Annotated in this window: 14 protein-coding genes; 1 reads left to right on the top strand and 13 read right to left on the bottom strand. The window is 28.3% G+C overall.

Annotated features, from left to right (window positions below; genetic code table 11):
• Positions 1–2: 2 nt before the first annotated feature.
• Both BT997_RS03370 and BT997_RS03365 read right to left on the bottom strand, forming a co-directional pair.
• Positions 3–2,324: a hypothetical protein gene (locus BT997_RS03370; RefSeq protein WP_258239412.1), complete on the bottom strand. Its 2,322-nt coding sequence runs from the start codon at positions 2,322–2,324 to the stop codon at positions 3–5.
• Positions 2,325–2,396: 72 nt separating this feature from the next.
• The gene (locus tag BT997_RS03365; RefSeq protein WP_072680028.1) at positions 2,397–6,116 is read right to left on the bottom strand and encodes a choice-of-anchor I family protein; all 3,720 of its coding nucleotides are present in this window, start codon (positions 6,114–6,116) and stop codon (positions 2,397–2,399) included.
• A gap of 298 nt (positions 6,117–6,414) precedes the next feature.
• Here BT997_RS03365 and BT997_RS03360 point away from each other — a divergent pair, with 298 nt between their 5' ends.
• Positions 6,415–8,124 (top strand): lysophospholipid acyltransferase family protein, encoded by a 1,710-nt coding sequence (locus BT997_RS03360; RefSeq protein WP_072680027.1) that lies wholly within the window; start codon positions 6,415–6,417, stop codon positions 8,122–8,124.
• Here BT997_RS03360 and BT997_RS03355 read toward each other — a convergent pair.
• From BT997_RS03355 to secD, 11 genes are all read right to left on the bottom strand, one after another.
• Positions 8,121–9,767 carry a cation:proton antiporter gene (locus tag BT997_RS03355; protein WP_072680026.1) on the bottom strand — a complete coding sequence of 549 codons (1,647 nt, stop codon included), beginning with the start codon at positions 9,765–9,767 and terminating at the stop codon, positions 8,121–8,123. The genes BT997_RS03360 and BT997_RS03355 overlap by 4 nt on opposite strands.
• Positions 9,768–9,784: 17 nt before the next feature.
• Complete coding sequence (locus tag BT997_RS03350; protein ID WP_072680025.1) at positions 9,785–11,893, bottom strand: DEAD/DEAH box helicase; 2,109 nt, start codon at positions 11,891–11,893, stop codon at positions 9,785–9,787.
• Positions 11,877–12,320, bottom strand: a complete 444-nt coding sequence (locus BT997_RS03345) for a polymer-forming cytoskeletal protein (RefSeq protein WP_072680024.1) — start codon at positions 12,318–12,320, stop codon at positions 11,877–11,879. The genes BT997_RS03350 and BT997_RS03345 overlap by 17 nt, the downstream gene beginning before the upstream one ends.
• Entirely contained in the window at positions 12,266–13,192 is a 927-nt protein-coding gene (locus tag BT997_RS03340) for a M23 family metallopeptidase (RefSeq protein ID WP_072680023.1), read from the bottom strand. Before BT997_RS03340 ends, BT997_RS03345 begins: the two co-directional genes overlap by 55 nt.
• On the bottom strand, positions 13,182–14,348 hold the full coding sequence (locus BT997_RS03335; RefSeq protein ID WP_072680022.1) for a folylpolyglutamate synthase/dihydrofolate synthase family protein: 1,167 nt from the start codon (positions 14,346–14,348) through the stop codon (positions 13,182–13,184). Before BT997_RS03335 ends, BT997_RS03340 begins: the two co-directional genes overlap by 11 nt.
• An 8-nt stretch (positions 14,349–14,356) precedes the next feature.
• The gene (gene lptE, locus BT997_RS03330; RefSeq protein WP_072680021.1) at positions 14,357–14,866 is read right to left on the bottom strand and encodes an LPS assembly lipoprotein LptE; all 510 of its coding nucleotides are present in this window, start codon (positions 14,864–14,866) and stop codon (positions 14,357–14,359) included.
• 1 nt (position 14,867) lies between these two features.
• Positions 14,868–17,333, bottom strand: coding sequence for a leucine--tRNA ligase (gene leuS / locus BT997_RS03325; protein WP_072680020.1), 2,466 nt, complete (start codon positions 17,331–17,333; stop codon positions 14,868–14,870).
• A 1-nt stretch (position 17,334) separates the two neighbouring features.
• Positions 17,335–17,679 (bottom strand): DUF6394 family protein, encoded by a 345-nt coding sequence (locus tag BT997_RS03320; RefSeq protein WP_072680019.1) that lies wholly within the window; start codon positions 17,677–17,679, stop codon positions 17,335–17,337.
• An 89-nt stretch (positions 17,680–17,768) separates the two neighbouring features.
• Entirely contained in the window at positions 17,769–18,248 is a 480-nt protein-coding gene (locus BT997_RS03315) for a hypothetical protein (protein WP_072680018.1), read from the bottom strand.
• A gap of 277 nt (positions 18,249–18,525) precedes the next feature.
• Positions 18,526–19,494: a protein translocase subunit SecF gene (gene secF, locus BT997_RS03310; protein ID WP_072680017.1), complete on the bottom strand. Its 969-nt coding sequence runs from the start codon at positions 19,492–19,494 to the stop codon at positions 18,526–18,528.
• Positions 19,494–21,059, bottom strand: a complete 1,566-nt coding sequence (secD, locus tag BT997_RS03305; RefSeq protein WP_072680016.1) for a protein translocase subunit SecD — start codon at positions 21,057–21,059, stop codon at positions 19,494–19,496. The genes secF and secD overlap by 1 nt, the downstream gene beginning before the upstream one ends.
• Positions 21,060–21,100: the final 41 nt, after the last annotated feature.

The raw sequence follows: 21,100 nt of genomic DNA, 5'->3' as shown, positions 1-21,100 counted from the left end.
ACTTAATGTTTAATAGGAGTTATCCCTGTAGATTTATCTATTTCAAGTTCTTTATGTACTGTTTCATCTAAAGGTTTAATATGTGCATCTTTTCCATAAATATAACTTTGCTCATCAACTATAACTTTATATGCTTTATTTAACGTTATAGCTCTACTAACACTTGGATAGATTAAATAAGTAATATCATCTTTTATTTTTTCTACTTCACTATTTATTAAAGCTCCACTTCCATCAAAAAACTTTGATTTTATTTCATCATTAGCTCTAAATTCATCACCTGCTTTATTTTGTTCAAGATAGTAAGCAAATTCACCTTTACCATTTTTTAAAATTCTATCTTTAAGTCCTACTAAATCTTTTTGACTCCAATGATACCAGCCCTGATTGTGGTTATTGTCTTTTCGTGGAAAAGCAAAAGTAGAATCTGTAATTGCACCAATTCCAGAATGACAGCCAATACATGATAATGTTTCTTCATATGATTGAGGTCTTAAATTACCTTTAATATCTTCTATAAAACCTTGATATACCCATCCTAAACCTGTGTCTAAACCATTTTCACTATTCCCTGAAATAGTTCTTAACCTATCAGGAAAAGCATCTTTTTCTTTTATCTCAGCATTAGCTGCATTATTTAGTTTTGTATAATTATTCCAAGATGTTTTCTTAGCATATCTTAACTCTTTCATTCTATTTGCTAATTTAATACCAGATTTATCATCTTTAATACCTATATATCTAACAGAGTGTAAAAATTCCGTTCCATTTGGATATAGCCCTGGAGAGATATGGATATTATTTATTTCAAGTTCTTTTTTTGCAAGTCCAACATAATAGTTTTTATATATAACCTTGGGATAAGAGCTTAATGTATCAGGAGTATTCCATTTAAATACAATTTGTGTAGTTTTTTCTAAAGTTCCATTATGATTTAAATCAACTCCGTAATCATTTTCATCAACTTCATCTATTGTAATATCTTCTTTTTTTATCATTGATTCAACAATTGCTAAATTTATTTTATATATTTCTTTAGAAAAATTACCATCAGAATCTTGCATCATTGAAGAAGGAAGTCGAATAAGAACATCATCAGTACTTCCATTTGTTGGCCAAAAAGTTCCTAAAAATGGAGTATATCCAAAAGCTCTCCAACCCGTATAATTTCCATTTTTATCTTTATCAAAACCTTCATCATCAAAATTGAAATAACAATCAGGAGTATATCCATTCCATTTACCATCTTTACTTCCATTGTATGAGAAATCCCACTCTTTAGGTAAATCATATTTCAATTTATTTTGTAATATAATATTTCCGTTTCCATCTTTATAATTATCTTCATTGATATAAGATAATATTTCTTCATCATTTATTTTAGCAACTAAAGAAGTCCTATCTTTAAAACTATTAGTAAATGGATTCTTTTTACTATTTTCACTAAAAGCATATGACTCTTGTAAATCAAAATCATCTATAAAATTTGGAGCTTCAGAATTGATATGACAGGAATAACAAGGGTTATGTACATTTTTATCCATATCTTCTGTTTTAGTATAACATTGAGCAGAAATATATGCACTTTTTAAGTTTACAATTGTTTTAGATGTAATATCGGGTCCTGTATATTTAGGAAGATTTAAAGTTGTATCCTTTAATGAACTAATATTCTGAACTATTTTTGATTCATGAAGTTTTAAAAACTCTTCTGGTGTTAAATTTGCATACTCACTACTAGTTAAATCTACTCCAATAAACTCTTCTTGAATATTTAATTCATTATTATCTATCTTAGTTAACACTTCAGATGGTTCTAAACTATCATCTAACTGTAACTCTTTAAAAATTAAATTAGATAATAAAGCAGTTTTTTTATCTTTTGAAGGCATCAATAATAAATCATCTGATGAAATCGAAAATTTTTCACTAAGATTTTTTATATTTGTATCTCTAATTGTTTTACTAGGATTTGCAATAATTGTTGAAAGCAATGTAATCGTACTACCTTCATATGTAGTCAAAAGAAAATCTAAATCTAAATCATCACCATTTTTAATACCATTTCTATCAATATCAATAAATCCACCAGATACTGTTACTGGATATGTAACTTCATTAGCAAACTCATATTCATTTGTATTTCCTATAGATGTTGCAACTTGCCCCTTGGCATCAGTAACTACAGCATTTATAACTGCACCTCTTTCAACTGTAAATATTGAACTAACAGAAGAGGAACTAGAAGAACCCCCTCCTCCACAAGCTATAAATAACACTACAATAGAACTAATTCCTAAAATAAAAAAAACTTTTTTAAGCATTTTTTTTCCTTTAAAATATTTAAAAAAATCTATTTATAAAGAAGTGGATAAGCCACTTCTTTATATTTTCAATTACTTAATTTCATATGCTACAGTAGAGCCACTAACTTCAAAAGCAACTAATAATAGTGCATTTCCAGTAGGACTGTCTTCTTTAGAGATAAACTTCATACCTTCAGGAGAGATATCTGCAGTTTTTGTATCTATATATCTAACAAACTTTGCATTCTCAGGAGTTGATATATCGTAAATAACAATTGCACTTTGTCTTTCTAATCCAACAAAAGCATAAGTTTTATCATTTACTTCACCTACGGCTAAAGCCTCAGGTTCAACACCTTTATTTCCACTTCTTCCATCTTTTTCTCCATCATCATGGTTAAATAATTCAGGTTCAAATTTAGAAGTTAATTTTGCTAATTCATTTTTACTATCAAATACTAAAGCACCCATTTCATCCCAAATTGAAAATGATCTTGCTCCAAATGTATATAATTTAGTATATGAATCATTAACTTTTCCTAGCTCATTATTTACTTTTAAATCGTTTTCATCAGTATATGCAGAAGCTATTGAAGAATCTAAACTTAATTTAGAGATTTTAGTTTCATTTTCATAATCACCATATTCTCTTCCATCACCCTCATTTGCAGTAACTAAGTATGTTTTAGTTCCAATTTTATATGAATCAATTGAATCTGGTTGATACATTCCATAAAGACCTGTATATGTTTTTAAAAGCGTTTCACCTTCTTCTTCAATATCAATTGAATTTTCTTCTAATGAATGATCCTTAAATCCTAAAGAAACAACAGAATCAACACTATTTGTAGAAATATCTACTATTGCTAATGCATTATTTTCTTGAAGTGTTACATATGCTTTAGTTCCTGAAATTGTGATATATTCAGGTTCTAAATCTAAAGAAGCATCAACACCATCTTTTAGAACAACCTCAGCAGGAATAGTCACTCCATCAAAACCAATATCAGTATAGGCATAGTCACTTGCAATATCAATAACACCAACTGTTCCAACTGGATCATAAGAGTAATCTGAATTTGGTTCACCTTCATTTGCAACAACAATTTTTGTACCATCTTCATTGAAAGTAACCATATCTGGTAAATAACCAGCTTCCACAGTTTTAAGATGTGTTCCTGTAGTATCAAATATTACAACTGAACCTTTTAATTGCTTTGAATCATCAACTGAATCAACTTTTTCAACAGCAACTGCAACTTTTCCATTTGAAACAGCAACAGAATTTACACCATCTCCATAAGTTGATAAATCAATTGAACTTACTTTTACAATAGTTGTAGCTTTTGTTTCACTATTATAAGTCAATGTTGAGATATCTAAAGCATTAGCATCACCATTTGTTGTATATACTTTATTTGAATCTTTATCAAATGCTACAATTTCACTTCCACCTTCTACTGAAGTTTCATATGAAGCAATTTTATTGATAGAATTAATCGAGTTAGATTCTTTTAAATCAGCTAAGTTTTTAAATGGTCCAACATATCCAATTGCAGATTCTTTATCATCATTATCTGGATGTTGTGTAACAACTGACATATATCCAAATCCATTTTTTAAATCACTATACCAAAATGGTGAAGTAGTCTCTGCCCCAGTTGGAGTTGTAAATGTTCTAGTTAATTCTTTAGTTTTAACATTGTAAGCCCAAACAACATTATTTTCATGTTTTGAAGTATCCTCTCCAATCATCAAAATATCTGAGTTATCTAAAAATGCAACATTATCTGGATTTGAAATTCCATTTACATCACAAGAGTTTTCTGCATAAATAGAAGTATCTGCATATGATACAGGAGTACCTTCAATTATTGATTTCATATTCTTAACAACAAAAGAAGAAGATATAGTATTATCATCTGTATCCATTGCAGTTTGAGTATTTACATCTAAAGCATAAACAGCTCCACATTTGTTGTACTCAACTTTAATATCATTATTTCCACCAATATCATATTTAGTATTATCTACACCACTTTTTTTATTATCTTCCATACCTCTTTCAACTGAACTCATAGCAACATATAATTTTCCAGAGTTTTTATCAAAAGTGATACCTTCTTCTTTTCTAAATTCAGTAGTAGCTCCCATAATTGCTGCGTATCTTCTAGTTTCTAATCTAGACGCTGCTTTTTCCATTCCAGTCTTAACCTTTAAACATTCATCATAATTTGAGCTTGTATTAACTGCCGTATAACCAGTAGCACACGTTCCACTTGACGGTTCTACAGTTTCAAAGATATCAGAGAACACTAAAGCATCATTCGTTGAAATATCATTATCAGGATCTAAGTAAGCTCTAATCTCAGTATTAGTTGCATGACCTAAATTAATCCAAGTAATATTTGCTTCTCCAGCTCCTACTCCAATTTCTGAAACTTGGTTCCATTTTGCTGCATATAGTGTTCCTGTACTTAAATCTTTTGCTGTATCTGCAATAAACATAAAGAAACCTACATTTGTTCCATCATCTGATAAATATACAGTTTTTTCATCTGGCATCACATATGATAACTCATGAGAAAATCTACCCATTGAATAATGCTTAGAGTATTGAGCATTTCCAGATGAATCAATTTTTACTTCAGGAGTCCAACCATAATAATATGGAGACATTAATGTTGCATCGTTTTTCCAAAACTTTGCAGTTTCATCATAATATTTACTTCCAGTTACACCATTTTCATCGGCATCTTCTTCAACACCTCTTGCATCTGTCTCATACTCTTCTGAACCTAAATGAGATTCCCAAGGAGTTTTTTGACCAGCACAATGAACAAAACCACCAAATTCATCTTTTTGAGAAATAAATTTTAGAGTTCCTTCTTTAGCACTTAATGCACCAGTAGTTGCATTTTGTTCTAACTCTGTCATATACATTGCACCAATTTGACACTCAAACTGAGATACCATATACAATTTATCATTTACATTTAAAAATGAAGAATAATCAAGACCTGAACCAACTCCATCATTTGTTCCATTACAAATATATGGTGAATTATCACCTTCAAATGTAATTGCAGCATCTGTGTAATCTTTAACTAAACCAAAGATTTCACTATTATCAGTATCTCCTGTTTTCATAATAGTCGTATAACCAATTGATTGTTCCGTACCATTAATAGTTGCTTTACTAGATGCTTGTTGTGTTGTTTTTGTTTCTTCTGTAGTTGGTGTTGCAATTTCTTCAAATTTTACTTCTACTTTATTTGCAAACTTAGTTCTAATATCAAATTTAACAGTCTCTACTTTATCTTTTAAATCAGATGGTAAATCTTCTATTAAACTATCCATAGAAGTAAAATCTAAAGGACTTCCAGTATCACCTTCAATATCTTCTGGCAAAGTAAATGTATCAGGAAGATTATTTATATCATAAGTCTCTCCTGATTTTTTACTCATTTTAGCAATAATATATGCAGCAAGTGCATCACTTGATACATTTTCATTAGCTTCTGCAATTTTTTCAATTGTTAAATTAGAACTAGGTGTTGCACTTAACTCTAATCCTCCAATTGTAAAAGTACAAGTATCTCCTGATTTATAACTATATTCACCATTTGTTCCTGTAACACCAGAAATACTTCCACAAGTATAATCAATATTTGCAAGATTTGGGTTAAGACTTAAAGTTCCTGAAGAAGTTGAAGAAGATGAAGAACCAGAAGAACTCCCTCCACAACCAACAAACATAAAAGTTGCTAAAACAGCACATGCACTAAGACTAAGATACGATTTCTTCATTTAGATTTCCTTTTATAATATTTTCTTATAACGTATTATTAAAAATACGTATGATTTGGGAATTATAAAAGTGAAAAATTACAAGTTGGTAACATTAAATATTATGGTTACCAAAGCTGTCACTTAAATAATTCATTGCAGCTTTCAGTATATAAGGAGTTTAAAAAATTAATAATTTTCAAAAAATAATTATTAATTTTCTTCATATTATTTTTAAATCTCTTTCATATTAATAATTGGCAATATGTAACTTAGTTGTAATACTCTTTTTCTAAAATTCAATATTTAAGGAGTAATAATGATAAATGTGCAAAAAGAGATAGAAAAAAAGTTCCCAAATATTGCTAAAAACCCGAACTTTTTGAATAAATCCCTCATAAAGCTTGCAAAAAAAGTGGTACATGAAAATTCAATCAATGATTTTTTAGAGAAAAATTCACATTTAAAAGGTTTTGAATTTGTAGATGCAGTATTAGATTATTTTAATTTTGATTATACTGTTTCAAGTAATAATTTACAAAACATACCTAGTTCTGGAAAAGTTGTAATCATTGCAAATCACCCTCTAGGTGGTCTGGATGCTTTATCTTTATTAAAATTAGTAGGTACAGTAAGAAGTGATGTAAAGATTGTTGCAAATGATTTTTTAGTTGGTATTGATGCTTTGAAATCCCTTTTTATTCCAATTGATAATTACAAAATGAGACAATCAAAACAAGATATAAAAAAAGTATATGAAGCCTTAAACAATGAAGAAGCTATTATTATATTCCCTGCTGGAGAAGTTAGCAGGGCTTCAGCAAAGGGAATTAAAGACCCTTATTGGAATAAAGGCTTTCTAAATTTTGCATTGCATTCAAATGCTCCAATTTTACCTATTTTCATTGGAGGTAAAAATTCTAAAACATTTTATACTATCTCAGTAATAAATAAAACATTTTCAACTCTTCTGTTATCAAATGAAATGTTCAAGAAAAAATCAACAAATATTAATATGAAAGTAGGAGAGATAATTCCAAATGAGCATATTAAACCAAGAGGATTAGATAAAAAATACATAATCAATTTATATAAAAAACATTTATACTCTTTAAAAAGGGGTAAAAAATCTTATTTTGTCACACAAAAAGCAATTGCCCATCCTCAAAAAAAAGATGATTTAATAAAAGAGTTAAAAAAATCTCAACTTATTGGTGAAACAGGAGATGGGAAAAAAATCTATTTATATGATTATGAAGATGATTCTGTAGTTTTAAAAGAATTAGGTAGATTAAGAGAGTTGTCTTTTAGAAAAGTTGGTGAAGGAATAAATAAAAAAAGAGATACGGACAAATACGACATCTATTATCAACATATTATTCTTTGGGATGAAAATGACTTAGAAATTGTAGGTTCGTATAGAATTGGAAATGGTGACTTTATAAATAAAAATATTGGAGTTAAAGGTTTTTATTCTAATACCTTATTTAAATATCATGATAAATTCAATCCTTATTTAAAAAACTCTATTGAGCTAGGAAGAAGTTTTGTTCAACCTAAATACTGGGGAACTAGAGCTTTAGATTATCTATGGTATGGAATTGGTGCATACTTAAAAAACAATCCAAATATAAAATATATGTTTGGTCCTGTATCTATTTCAGGGACGTTTCCTAAAATTGCAAAAGATATGTTGATATTCTATTATTCTCATTATTTTAAAAATGAAGAAGAGATGATTGAAGCAAAAATGCCATATCAATACTCTTCACATATTCAAGATTTAAAAGGAATTTTTGATTTAAATGATAGAAAAAAAGATTTTAAGATTTTAAAATCAAGTTTAAATAGTATGGGTGTTACAGTTCCAACTTTGTTTAAACAATACTCCGATATTTGTGAAGAAGGCGGCGTAAAATTTTTAGGATTTAATATAGACCCAGACTTTTCTGATTGTGTAGATGGTTTTATATTAGTAGATGTTACAAAAATAAAAGCAAATGCTAGAAAAAGATATATCGGAGATTAACTCTGATTTATCTTTTCTTTTTCTCTTTCAAAATCTAACATACACTCTTTTGTTTCATCAACAAGGGCACGTGCAACGATATCATCTTCAACAATTATATGTTCAAGATGAAGAGATTTCAATTCTTCTTTTTCAGAAAATCTAGTTACTTTTACTATAGTCTTTGTATTATGAGTTAAGTCATCTATTACTTCACAAATTAAATGTACTTTTTCTTGATTATCAATGGCAACTATAACTGCACAAGCATCTTTAATATTTACAGATTCTAATATATGCTTATGGGCTGCATTTCCAAAAATTATAGGCTCATCAGCTTTAAATCCCATTTCAAAATATTTTAAATTATGTTCAATAATTACATACTCATGTCCATCGAGTCTAAGATTATGTGCAATTTCTTGTCCTAAATGTCCAAACCCAAGAACAACAATATGTCCTTTTGTATCCTTTTCTATATTATGATTACTTGTAACATTCATTTTATCTTCAGGGACTAATTTTGCCGCAAGAGGAGAGATATTTTTAAGTACAATAGGAGTTAATATCATTGATATTACTATTGTTACTATTAAAATTTGAGAATGAGTAGGATCTACAAGATCATTACTTCTAGCAAGTTCTAAAATTGCAAGTGAAAACTCCCCAATTTGAACTAAAGACAGCGCAGTTTTAAAAGCAACTCTTTTTGTATCATCAATTCTTACTAAACTATAAATTATAATATATTTTAAAATTAAAAGGATTGGTAAAAGCAATAATATCATAAAAATATTTTCTGCAATAACAATAAAATCTATTTGCATACCAACTGTTATAAAAAAGACACCTAGTAATAAATTCCTAAAAGGGGTTAAGTCAGCCTCAACTTGATGTTTAAATTTTGTTTCACTAATCATCATACCGGCAACAAAAGCTCCAAGTGAATATGTAAATCCAAAATAATGAGCCAAATATGATGCACCAACAGCTATTAAAAGTACTGAAGCTACAAATAATTCATCAGACTTTGAACGTGTAACATGTTCAAAGAAAGGTTCTAATAGATATTTTCCAGAAACATATAAAAGTGCTATTAATATAATAGCTGCAATTGTAGTTTCAAGAATTAGACTGAATACACTTTTTTCATCACCCATTGTAAAGAACGATATCATAAGTAATATTGGGATTACTGCAATATCTTGCATAATCAAAATACCAAGAACTCTTTGCCCATGTCTTTTCTTAATATCATTTGTTTCATTATAAGTTTTCAAAACAATTGCAGTTGAAGATAAAGATAAAGCAGCACCAATTATCAATGAAGTTTTAAAATCAAAACCTATTACAAGAGTACAAATTGTTACTACAAAAACTGTAGTCACTAAAATTTGTAAACTTCCTGTAAAAAATACTTCCATTCTCATTTTCTTAAGATGCTCAATTGAAAACTCTAATCCAATTGTAAACATCAGAAAAACAACACCAAATTCAGCGATTTCTTTTAACTCATGATTATGAACAGCACTATGTAAACCAAAAGTATAAGCAATAATGGTTCCAGTAAATATATAACCAATAATCGTAGGTAAATGAAATCTTTTTAATAAGAGATTAACAACTATCGCAATAAGCAAAGTCCAAACTATAATTCCTAACATTTTTTCCTCTTAAAATTTTAAATATAATGCATCTGCTTATAACCTTCAACTCTTTTTTTGTAAGCTGAATTTAGCATTGCATTTTTATAATCAAGAAAATCAATTGCTAAACACTCTTGATTTCCCCTGCCTATTCTTCCTAAATATTGAACTAATCTTCCATAATATGAAATTGGTGTCGCAAAAATAATTGTATTTAAGTGTGGAAAATCTATACCCTCACCAAAATATGAAGTTGTAGCTAAAATTAGCTCTTTACTTTCAACCAAATTCATCTTTTCTGTTTGTTCTTTTTTATTCATACTTCCATGAATAGAAACAAAATCAAAGTTTTCACTCTCTAACATTTTTTCTAAAACATTTATATGTTCAATTCTATCGGTTAAAACTAAAATTTTCCTGTCATTATAACGTTTAATATATTTTATTATTTGATTATTTCTATTTTTATCAACACAAAGTTCATTAATTAGTGTCGCATAATTATCTGCGTTACTTATAAACTCTGTTTTTACAATTTCCAATTTATTGTTAAACGTTTTTTTCTTTTTATATTCATAAGCAATTTTTCCTAATTGTTGGAAAAGGATTGGCTCTAAACCATCTTTTCTATTAGGAGTTGCACTTAATCCTAGAATATATTTACCAAAAAACTGTTTTACTATCTGCTCAAACGTTATTGCAGGAATATGATGACACTCATCTACTATTACAAAAGAATAATTATTTATTATATCAGGATTATTTTTTAAACTTTGCATTGTTGCAATATCTATTTTACCATTTAATTTATTATCACCTTTTCCTAAATAACCAATATCTTTTTTCGTATATCCAAAATAATCAACAAACCTATCTATCCATTGATTTAAAAGCATATTTTTATTTACTATTATTAAAGTAGAACAAACCCTTAATTCAAACATTTTTGCACCAATTAAAGTTTTTCCAAACCCAGGTGGTGCAACACAGATACAAAAATCATTTTCCATAATTCTATCTATAGCAACTTTTTGTTCATCTCGAAGATTAAATTTTACCTTTTTAGTTTCTACTCGCTCAAAAAAAGTTTTATTTTGAAGTTCAAAAGAGAGACTATTTTCTAAAAAGAAATCTTCCAATTGATATATTAATCCTCGTGGTAATTTTAAATATGTTTCATCTTCTTCAAAATTCTTAATAACTCTTGGAGTATTATATAAAGGTTTACGAAGACTTAATAAAATTTTAATTTGAGGGTTATCAAAAGTTGCAAATGATTTTAATTTGTTTATAAATGATTTTGATAAATTTTCTGTAGGAATATATAAATAATCATATACTTTAATAGCCAATTTAAATGTTGGAAAATCAATATCCTCAAATATTAAATTTGTTCTATTTACTTTTTCAAACTCAATATATTTTTCTACTTCTTCTTGTGTAACTTTTTTTATATTTTGTAATATTTCCCATTGATTTTCAAAAATTTTATCTGTTTTACTATCAAAAAAAACTGTTTTATTTTCATCTCTAAATTTCCAATGTAAAGGTAATTCTATCAAATCACCTAAACTTGCATTTGTCACAAACTCTTTATTCGGATAGATTTTTGCACGAGTATTAGATTTTTTTATTATATATTCTGCAAATTTTTTAAGTTTTTTTGTTTCTATTACTTCTTTAAAAAACACCCAAACTAATATGGAGTTATATGAACTATATTCAAAAAGAGCATTTATTGATAATTCTTGAAAAGCTTTATTTAATCTATTTTTATCTTGTTGAGTAATTTCAAAAACTATATATTTTGATTTATTTTCTTTATTGATTAAATATGAAGCAAGTTGTATTTGTCCTCTTAAATGTAACTCTATATCTTTATTAGTTATAGGTATAAAGTCATTCCCTTTAAAAGTTTGTGTTACAGGATAAAAACCTTGTTTAGTTCCATCTTTGCTAATCCATTTCTTAGCAAAAATATCTTCTCTTGAAACAAATAGAGTTTTAAATAACTCTATTTTTTCATCTTTTGTTAATTGTTTATTCTCTTTTTTTTGAAGTTTTGATTCAAGTTGTTTTATCTCTATTTCAATTTTTTGTTTTTGAAGATAAAGTTCTTTTAATCTATCATGTATCTGATTCATGCTCAATTTGATGTGATGGAGTTACTAAGATATTACTAATTTTATTTTCAATTTCATCATATCGGCTTTTTAGTTTAGAACCTTTTCTAACACCTTGGCCTTCAAATTTACCCTCTTCTTCAATAATAAGCTCATTGTATTTCATATTTCCAATAACTTTACCATGAGGTAAAATTTGTACTTCATTACAATCTATTTTTCCATCTAAAAGACCGCTTACTATTAGATTATTTGCTTTTATATCCCCTATTACTTCACCTGTTTTACCAATTGAAATAACATCAGCTTCAAGAATTACACCTTCAAACTTTCCATCTATATGAACTGTACCTTCAGTGCTTATTCCACCAATTATACAAGTCCCTTGTGCTATTACTGTTGCACCATTTTGTGCTGTTCGTTTATTAGCTTTACCAAAGATTCCCAAGGTACTCTCCTCTCTTTTTTTAATATTCTATCATAATTACCAAGCTGCCACTTTATAAATTCTTTTGGATTCAATAATTTTGAGCCATATCTTAACTCATAATGTAAGTGTGGAGCAGTACTTCTTCCACTATTTCCTGTTAATCCAATTAATTGATTTTTCCTAACAATATCCCCTACTTTAACATTTGTTTTATTTAAATGTGCATAAAGTGTTTCAAAACCAAAGTTGTGTTGAATTTTAATCAATCTACCAAAATCACCTCTATTTTTAGGTTGCACAAAACTTACGATACCATCTGCTGGGGCATACAATGGTGTTTTTCGTGCTGCTTTTAAATCAATTCCCCTATGAAACTTTTTCTTTTTTGTAATTGGGTGAATTCTATATCCATAATTTGATGTAACTTTTGTACTTTCTAAAGGAGCACCATTTGGAATTGTTGTTAACATATACATTTTCATTTTCTCATTAATAGAGTCTAATGTTTCTTTTGTTATTTCTTCTTTTTTCTCTTCTTCATTTTTTAGACCAATCATCTCTTCAATATGATCAAGTTTTGAACTAAGAGCCTCAATATCTTGTACTTTTCCTTTTATTTGCATAGAGTAAAATTGATTTTGTGCTTGGAGTTTTTTCTCTTTTTCACCTAATGCATCAATTTCTTTCTCTTTTAACTCTATTTCTCTCTCTTTTTGAATTCGTAAAGAATCCATTCTGTCATTTAATTCAGAGATAAACCATGAGCCTCCACCAATAACTAGTATCACAAATAAAATAATACCTACAATTAATTTTTTCGCTATTTGATGTACATTGAATGCTCTTGTGCCATGTACATCTGAAACAGTAATAATTAATCTATTTTTCATCAATCCCCATATCTTTTATAAATTTTTCTACAACTAAAAATGAACCAAATACTAAATATTCTTCATTTTCATTAATTTTTTCTAATTTAGTTATTATTATATTTAAACTTTTACAAATATCTAATAAATTATTTTTATCTACTATTCTTTTATCATCAATATCTAAGATTGTTATTTGTTTAATAATAGGTTTTAAAATATTTAAAACCTTTTCATAATCTTTATCTTGATACGAATTATAAACCAAATGTATTTTTTTATCCTCAAACTCTTTCAGTAAAACAGAAGCTGCCAAAGGGTTGTGCCCAACATCGATAGTAATATTCTTTTTAATTCTTTGACATCTACCAAAAAGCTCAACATCATCAAATAATTCTAAATCTATTTCGATATTTAACTCTTTTAAACACTCAATTACTAAATGTAAATTAGTTTTCAAATATAATGCAAATTTCTTATTTAATTTATATTTATCAAATACTTTTACATTTTGTATAATTATTTCTTTATTGAATTCTTTTTTTAATTCTTCTTTTACAATTTCTGCTGTTTTTAAAACTTCCTCATGAATTTGATAACCAAGAAGCATTTTATTATCCACTGAACGCATTTTTGTTCTAGCAATTTTTTCTACAGTATTTCCTAAAAAGCTTTGATGATCTAGATCTATAGTTGTAATAAGAGAAAGATTATTTGGTACAACATTTGTTGCATCAAACTCTCCACCAAGTCCTGCTTCTAAAACTAAATAATCTAATCCATCTGACAAAACTATCGCAAGTAGTGTTGTATACTCAAAATATGTTAGCTTTTCTAAAAGCCCTATATCTAATAATTTTTGAATCTTTTTATGTGCAAAATTTAATTCATCATCACTTGAATCTTTTCCATTTATCCAAATTCTTTCATTAAATTTTAAAATATGAGGAGAACTATAATGTAGAGTCTTAAAAGATTTTTTTACTAAATAATGAGACAAAAATCTTCCCGTACTTCCTTTTCCATTTGTTCCTACAATATGTATTACATATGGAATTTTAATATTTGAAGAGAGAATATCCCATGATTTTTTAACTATAGAGAAATCAATTTTATCATAATACATTGTCTTATGATTTAATAATTTCTCTAAAGAAGCACTTTTAAAATCTATCATTTATTACTTTATTTTTTAAAAGAGTTCACAGCCAACTTAGAAATAATTTCTTCTAAAGCCTCACTTGCAGCATTTTTAATAGCTTCAAATCTTTTTGTATCAGTAATTGTTGTTCCATTATCAATAGAGAAATCATAATCCCCTGAAACAGTAAATGATTTTTTTCCTTTTTCATTACTATAATCAACAAGAACACCTACAACTGCTTTATAAAGTTTATTATAACCTTGGGCATCATCTTGTAAAACTTGCATACGTACAGAATTTAGTTTTACATTCATTACTGTATCGGCAAGTTTTCTATCATATACTATTTTTGAATCTAGTCTATGAACTATTAATTCATTCATTGCATCTTTAATTAAAACTGCATTTCTTGGATCTTCTAAATCTATAATTAGATTTACAAAGATTTTACCATTTAATTGTTCTTTTGCATAATGACTTGAAGGTTTATATCCACAAGCTGTAATTGTAAAGATTAATACAATATGAAAAAATAGAAGACTTAATTTCATTTTATCCCTTTATTACTAGGTTAACTAATTTATTCGGTACAACAATCTCTTTGATGATTTCTTTACCTTCTATCCACTTTTTAGATGCTATTTTAGCTTCTGATAAAATTTCATCTTTAGACGCATCAGGAGTAACTTCAATTTCACATCTTTTTTTACCATTAATAGTAACAGCAAGTGCAATAGAATCTAAAGCAAATACCTCTTCTTTGATTTTTATATTATTTTTAAAATTCTTTCTTTTAAATAAATTATCTGCAATTTCCCAAGATAAGTGAGGGATAATTGGCTCTAAAATATTTGTTAAAATATAATAACCTTCTGCCCATACTAAATCGTTTTCTTGTACTTGTAAAGCATTCATAGCTTCCATAGAAGATGCAATTAAAGTATTAAAAGCATATGTTTTATTAAATACATCATTTGATTTTTGTAAAGCTTCATAGACTTTTCTTCTAGCTTCTTTCTCTTTTTTATCTAAAGATGAATGGTCAATATTTTCAAAAGAGTTTACAGCCTCTTGTGTAACATGAGAAGCTCTTTCATTAAACTTTCTAATAAATCTAAATGCACCATCAACAGCTGAATCATTCCATTCTAATTCTTTTGTAGGAGGAGCAGCAAAAAGCATAAATAATCTTGCAGTATCAGCTCCATATTTTTCCACAATAGAATCAGGATCTACTACATTCCCTTTTGATTTAGACATCTTTGCACCATCTTTTAAAACCATACCTTGAGTAAGAAGTCTTTTAAACGGTTCTTTAGAATTTGTATAACCTAAGTCATTTAATGCTTTTGTAAAAAATCTTGCATATAAAAGGTGTAAAATAGCATGTTCAATTCCACCAATATATTGATCAACATCCATCCAATAGTTACTATCAGATTCATTAATTCCTTCTTTGTTCCATTTTTTAGGATTTGTTGCATATCTTAAAAAATACCAAGAAGATTGTACAAAAGTATCTAAAGTATCTGTCTCTCTTATAGCATCTTTCCCACACTCTGGACATTTACAATGTTTCCAAGTAGGATGAGTATCTAAAGGATTCCCTTCTCCTGTAATTTCAACATCTTCAGGTAATGCGATTGGTAAGTTTTTAGTTTTTTCAGGAACTAGTCCACAATCATCACAATGTACAAAAGGAATAGGAGCACCCCAATACCTTTGTCTAGAAACACCCCAGTCTCTTAATTTAAAATTGATTTGTTTTGTTCCAAAAGAATTTTGTTCAAAATGATAAATAATAGCTTTTTTTGCTTTTGTATTTTTTATATTTGTAAAACTTTCAGAGTTAATTAAATCACCTTCACCAGTATAAGCTTCAGTCATTTTTTCAATCAATCCATCTGGTCCTACGATTACTTGTTTTATAGGTAAATCATACTCTCGTGCAAACTCAAAATCTCTTTGATCATGAGCAGGTACGGCCATAACTGCACCTCCACCATAAGAACTTAATACAAAGTTTGCAACCCATACAGGAATTCTCTCACCTGTTAATGGATGCATAACTTCAAGTTCTAAAGAAACTCCTTCTTTAGGCATAGTAGCTCTGTCTCTTTCACTAACTTTTTGCATAGCTTTAATTGCATTTAGTTTTTTATCTGAAAGTAATTTATTGTCTACAAGATATTGAACAATTGGATGCTCAGGAGCAAGTGCTGAATAAGAAATTCCATAAATAGTATCTGGTCTTGTTGTAAATACTTTATATGAAGCAAATTGTTTATCAAGTTTATATCTTGATTCTTTTGTTAATTCAAAAGTAAATTCTAAACCTTCACTTCTACCAATCCAATTTTCTTGCATAGTAAGAACCTGAGATGGCCAATCGTTTTCTAAACCTTTTAAATCATCTAATAAATCTTGAGCATATTTTGTAATAGCTACATAATAACCTGGCATCTCTTTTTGTTCAACAGGAGTATCACATCTCCAACAACAACCCTCTTCTACTTGTTCATTTGCTAGAACTGTATGACATGGCTCACACCAGTTAACTGTTGTTGATTTTCTATAAAGAAGTTTTTCTTCATACATCTTGATGATAAACTCTTGTTCCCATTTTGTATATAATTCATCAGAAGTAGCAAATTCTCTAGTTTGTGAAAAAGACAAACCTAAAGCTTTTAATTCATCTCTCATATAGTCAATATTTTCATAAGTCCATTTTTTAGGATGAAGTTTATGTTTTATAGCTGCATTTTCTGCTGGCATTCCAAAACTATCCCAACCGATTGGATGTAACACATTGAAATTTGCTTTTCTAAAAAATCTAGCAAATGCATCACCTAAACAATAGTTTCTTACGTGTCCCATATGAATTCTACCACTTGGGTATGGGAACATACTTAAAATATATTTTTTTTCTTTTTTATAATCATCATCTGGTTCAAAACTGTCATTTTCAATCCAGTATTTTTGCCATTTAGCTTCTATTTCCTTTGGAATATATTCCATTCTAGTAATCTTCCTTATCTTGACTTTTCGCACTCTCAATCAATGCTAATGCAATTGAGAATATATTTGCAACAACTGCTCCAATAGCTAAAGATGTAGCCATAGGTTCATCGCCTATAAAAGTTAAAACCATAAATGCAGGTATTAGGTGTAAATCTGCAACTAACGAACTTGCTAATAATTCAGCCGCCAATAAATTTTTAACACCAATTTTTAAAATTGTAGAGATTACGTTTACTCCCGCTGCTAAAAAAAGTGCAACTGCATTTGGTTCATATAAAAACCCCGCTGTTGTAGTTAGAGACATAAGTGAAAAGAATATATAAGTTACCTTACCCCAATCCATGATTATCCTTTTGTTGTTTTCTTAAAGCATAGATTTTATCTAATATATGCTAAAAAATCACTTTTAGCATACAATTTATAAGTTAAGATTTATACTCTATTTTTCAAACTGATTATAAGTTGATAAATTAAGTAAGCAATTAGTAGTTTAAAAAAGAATTCAACAAAAAATATAAAACCAAACTCTAAATCAAAAAAATGAAAAGGGTCTAGGTTCTGAAGTAAAAATTGAAGAGTAAAATCACTTGTTATGATGAAATAAAGCCCAATCATACTGAAAATGGCTAATCTAAATAAATTGTTTTTATTTTCATAAATTATATTCCAAATAAAAAACCAAACAAATAGTGTAACCATAGAAGCAACTAGTAATTCAGTTAAGGGAGTATGAGGAATAGAAACTGAAAAATCAACTGATTTGTCTACATAGAGGAATTCTATAATAGAAGCTATAAATTCAAAAACTATAATCCAAAAAAGTATTAACTTCCAATTTGTAGCATTTTGTGATGTTATTTTATCAAAACCATTTTTTGCTTTTAATAATCTATTTTTGTTTTCTGCACTCATATCGTCCTCGATATAAAAAATGTATTATATTAATTTAAAAAAATTATTATATCATATTTGTATGTCAAAGATATGTAAAAAGTGTGACTTTATTGTGACTTTTGTTCGTTTAAAATGGTTATTAACTACTTTTTTATTGAAAAAATAGTATAAAAAGTAACCAATCATATTGTTAAAAGAAAAACTTCCCTATGATTTAATATTTAAAAGTTGTATTTAGCATTGAAAATATATTTTCAATGCTAAATACATTTAAAAGATGATGTAAAGAGAACTTTTAAACAGTTCCTTGTTCGTACATCGCTCTCATCTTATCTTTCTCTTTTTGTCTTTTAACTTTTTCAGCTTCTTTTGCTCTAAAGTTTGCAATCGAGAATTTTAATTGTACTAAGAATGATGCCGCTACAAATATAGATGAATAAGTACCTACTACAACACCTACAAGCATTGTAAATGCAAATCCGTGGATAATCTCTCCACCAAATAAGAATAAAGTAATAACAACGAAGAATGTTGTTAATGAAGTAAGAGTAGTTCTTGATAAAGTTTTACTTACTGAATCATTTACTACTTTTTCTAGTTCTGCTTCTTTTGATGTATTAACACCTTCTCTAATTCTGTCAAATACAATAATTGTATCATTTAGTGAATATCCTAAAATTGTAAGAATTGCAGCTAAAATATCTAAGTTTACTTCTACTTGAAATAATGAAATTGCACCAAGTGCAATAATAACATCATGTGCAAGGGCAAAGATTGAGGCAACTGCAAATCTCCACTCAAATCTAAATGATACATAAACTAGAATTACTATTAAAGATAAAGATAAAGCCATAATACCTTTTTCTCTAAGTTCTCCCCCAACTTTTGGTCCAACAATATCAACTCTTCTTACTTCAAAGTCTCCTGTTGATTTAAGAAGTACATGCATCTCATCACCAATATCATTTGCTAAATCTGATGAAGAACCAGTAATTCTTATAACTACTTCTTCAGGACTTCCAAATTCTGTGATTGAAGCATTTTTGTATTGTGTAGCTTTTAATGTGTTTCGTATATCATTGATAGGTGCTTTTTGTTCATATTTAACTTGAACAATAGTACCTCCTGCAAAGTCAATACCAAAGTTTACACCTTTTGATAAAAGTAATACTAAAGAAGCTATAACTAATAATGCCGATAATCCTAAAAATGGGATTCTTTTTCCCATAAAATCATAAACTCTACCGCTTTTAAAAATTTCCATTATTTAATCCCAAACCATTTTCTTAAGTTTTTATCTTTTTGTATCTTTGGTAATAAGGCTTCGTAAATACCATGTGTACCTAAAATAGCCGTTAACATTGAAGCTAAAATACCAATAGAAATAGTTACAGCAAAACCTTTAATAGGTCCTGTTCCATATGCATATAAAATTACAGCAACTAATAGTGTAGTAATATTTGCATCAAGAATTGCACTCATTGCATTTGCATATCCATCTTCTATTGATTTTGGTATCGAGACTCCTTGCTTAAGAAGTTCTCTAATTCTTTCGCCAATAATAACATTGGCATCAACGGCCATACCGACAGTTAATACAATCCCTGCCATACCAGGAAGTGTTAAAGTTGCTCCAAACATTGCCATAACAGAGATAATAATGAATATATTTGTCACAAGTGCAATATTTGCGATGATACCTGCATTTCTATAATAAACAATCATAAAAATAAATACAATTAAAAATCCAGATACAAGTGCAATAGTAGAGGCTTTAATAGAATCAGCACCTAAAGATGGTCCTACACTTCTTTTTTCTAATAACTCAACAGAAGCTGGTAAAGCTCCTGATCTTAATGCAATAGCAACATTTCCAGCTTCAACAGTAGTAAATCCACCAGAAATTTGTCCAGAACCACCACCGATTCTCTCTCTAATATTTGGCGCAGAATAAACTTTTCCATCTAAAACAACAGCAAGTCTTTTTCCTACACTTTTAGCAGTAAAATCACCAAAAATTCTTGCACCACTTGAGTTAAGTGTGAAGTTAATAATAGCTTGATTTGATTGGTCAAACGCAACTTGTGCATCTATAACTTGTGAACCATTTAAAATAGGAATTTCTTTTACAAGATATTTGATACTTGGATCTTTTGTATCTTCTAAAATAACATCACCATATTCAGCCGCTGCGCCTTTGCTTAAAGTATAAACTTGGTCAGCTCTTTCTTCATCAACTGCCATTAACTCTAAGTTTGCAGGTTTAGAAATAAGTTCTCTTGCTGCTTTTTCATCTTCTTGTGTTTTAATACCCGGTAATTCAACAACAATAGCAGTAGGACCTTGTCTGATAACTGTAGGCTCAGATAACCCAAATTGGTCAAGTCTATTTCTGATTGTTTCAACAGCTTGAGATACAGCTAGGTCTTTTGTTCTAGCAGCTTCTTCTTCAGTTAAATTAATTCTAAAGTCTAAATCATTTTTAACAATATTTAAACCTTTGATTTGTTCCAACATTTTATCAACTTTTGGAATTTCATCGCCATCTAAAACAGTAAAAACAACACTATCATCTCTAATTCCTAAATCTTCAATCAATACATCTTCATCGTCTGCAAAGTATTTGATAGAAGTAGCAATAGATTTAATCTTTGATGTTACAGCTTCGTCGGTTTTAACACCTAAACGCATATGTAATCCACCTTGTAGATCAAGTCCCAATGATATTTTTTTTCCTGAATCTGTTTGTAAAAAAGATGGAACTGAAAAAACAACTCCAAAAATAATACTTAATATAAATATAACTAGTCTATAATTAAAGATTTTCAATCTTAGTCCTTAAATGTAAGTGTAAACATAGAAATTTAAAA

Origin of the sequence: Arcobacter sp. LA11 (assembly GCF_001895145.1) — a bacterium.
GTDB lineage: Bacteria > Campylobacterota > Campylobacteria > Campylobacterales > Arcobacteraceae > Halarcobacter.
Note: the sequence above shows the minus strand (reverse complement) of the source record. Positions and strands in the feature narration are given on the sequence as shown.

What these genes read in the sequence shown, in the direction of transcription:
- BT997_RS03370 (WP_258239412.1), bottom strand. Translation starts at nt 2,324, where the DNA reads ATGCTTAAAAAAGTTTTTTTTATTTTAGGAATTAGTTCTATTGTAGTG.
- BT997_RS03365 (WP_072680028.1), bottom strand. Translation starts at nt 6,116, where the DNA reads ATGAAGAAATCGTATCTTAGTCTTAGTGCATGTGCTGTTTTAGCAACT.
- BT997_RS03360 (WP_072680027.1), top strand. Translation starts at nt 6,415, where the DNA reads ATGATAAATGTGCAAAAAGAGATAGAAAAAAAGTTCCCAAATATTGCT.
- BT997_RS03355 (WP_072680026.1), bottom strand. Translation starts at nt 9,767, where the DNA reads ATGTTAGGAATTATAGTTTGGACTTTGCTTATTGCGATAGTTGTTAAT.
- BT997_RS03350 (WP_072680025.1), bottom strand. Translation starts at nt 11,893, where the DNA reads ATGAATCAGATACATGATAGATTAAAAGAACTTTATCTTCAAAAACAA.
- BT997_RS03340 (WP_072680023.1), bottom strand. Translation starts at nt 13,192, where the DNA reads ATGAAAAATAGATTAATTATTACTGTTTCAGATGTACATGGCACAAGA.
- BT997_RS03335 (WP_072680022.1), bottom strand. Translation starts at nt 14,348, where the DNA reads ATGATAGATTTTAAAAGTGCTTCTTTAGAGAAATTATTAAATCATAAG.
- lptE (WP_072680021.1), bottom strand. Translation starts at nt 14,866, where the DNA reads ATGAAATTAAGTCTTCTATTTTTTCATATTGTATTAATCTTTACAATT.
- leuS (WP_072680020.1), bottom strand. Translation starts at nt 17,333, where the DNA reads ATGGAATATATTCCAAAGGAAATAGAAGCTAAATGGCAAAAATACTGG.
- BT997_RS03320 (WP_072680019.1), bottom strand. Translation starts at nt 17,679, where the DNA reads ATGGATTGGGGTAAGGTAACTTATATATTCTTTTCACTTATGTCTCTA.
- BT997_RS03315 (WP_072680018.1), bottom strand. Translation starts at nt 18,248, where the DNA reads ATGAGTGCAGAAAACAAAAATAGATTATTAAAAGCAAAAAATGGTTTT.
- secF (WP_072680017.1), bottom strand. Translation starts at nt 19,494, where the DNA reads ATGGAAATTTTTAAAAGCGGTAGAGTTTATGATTTTATGGGAAAAAGA.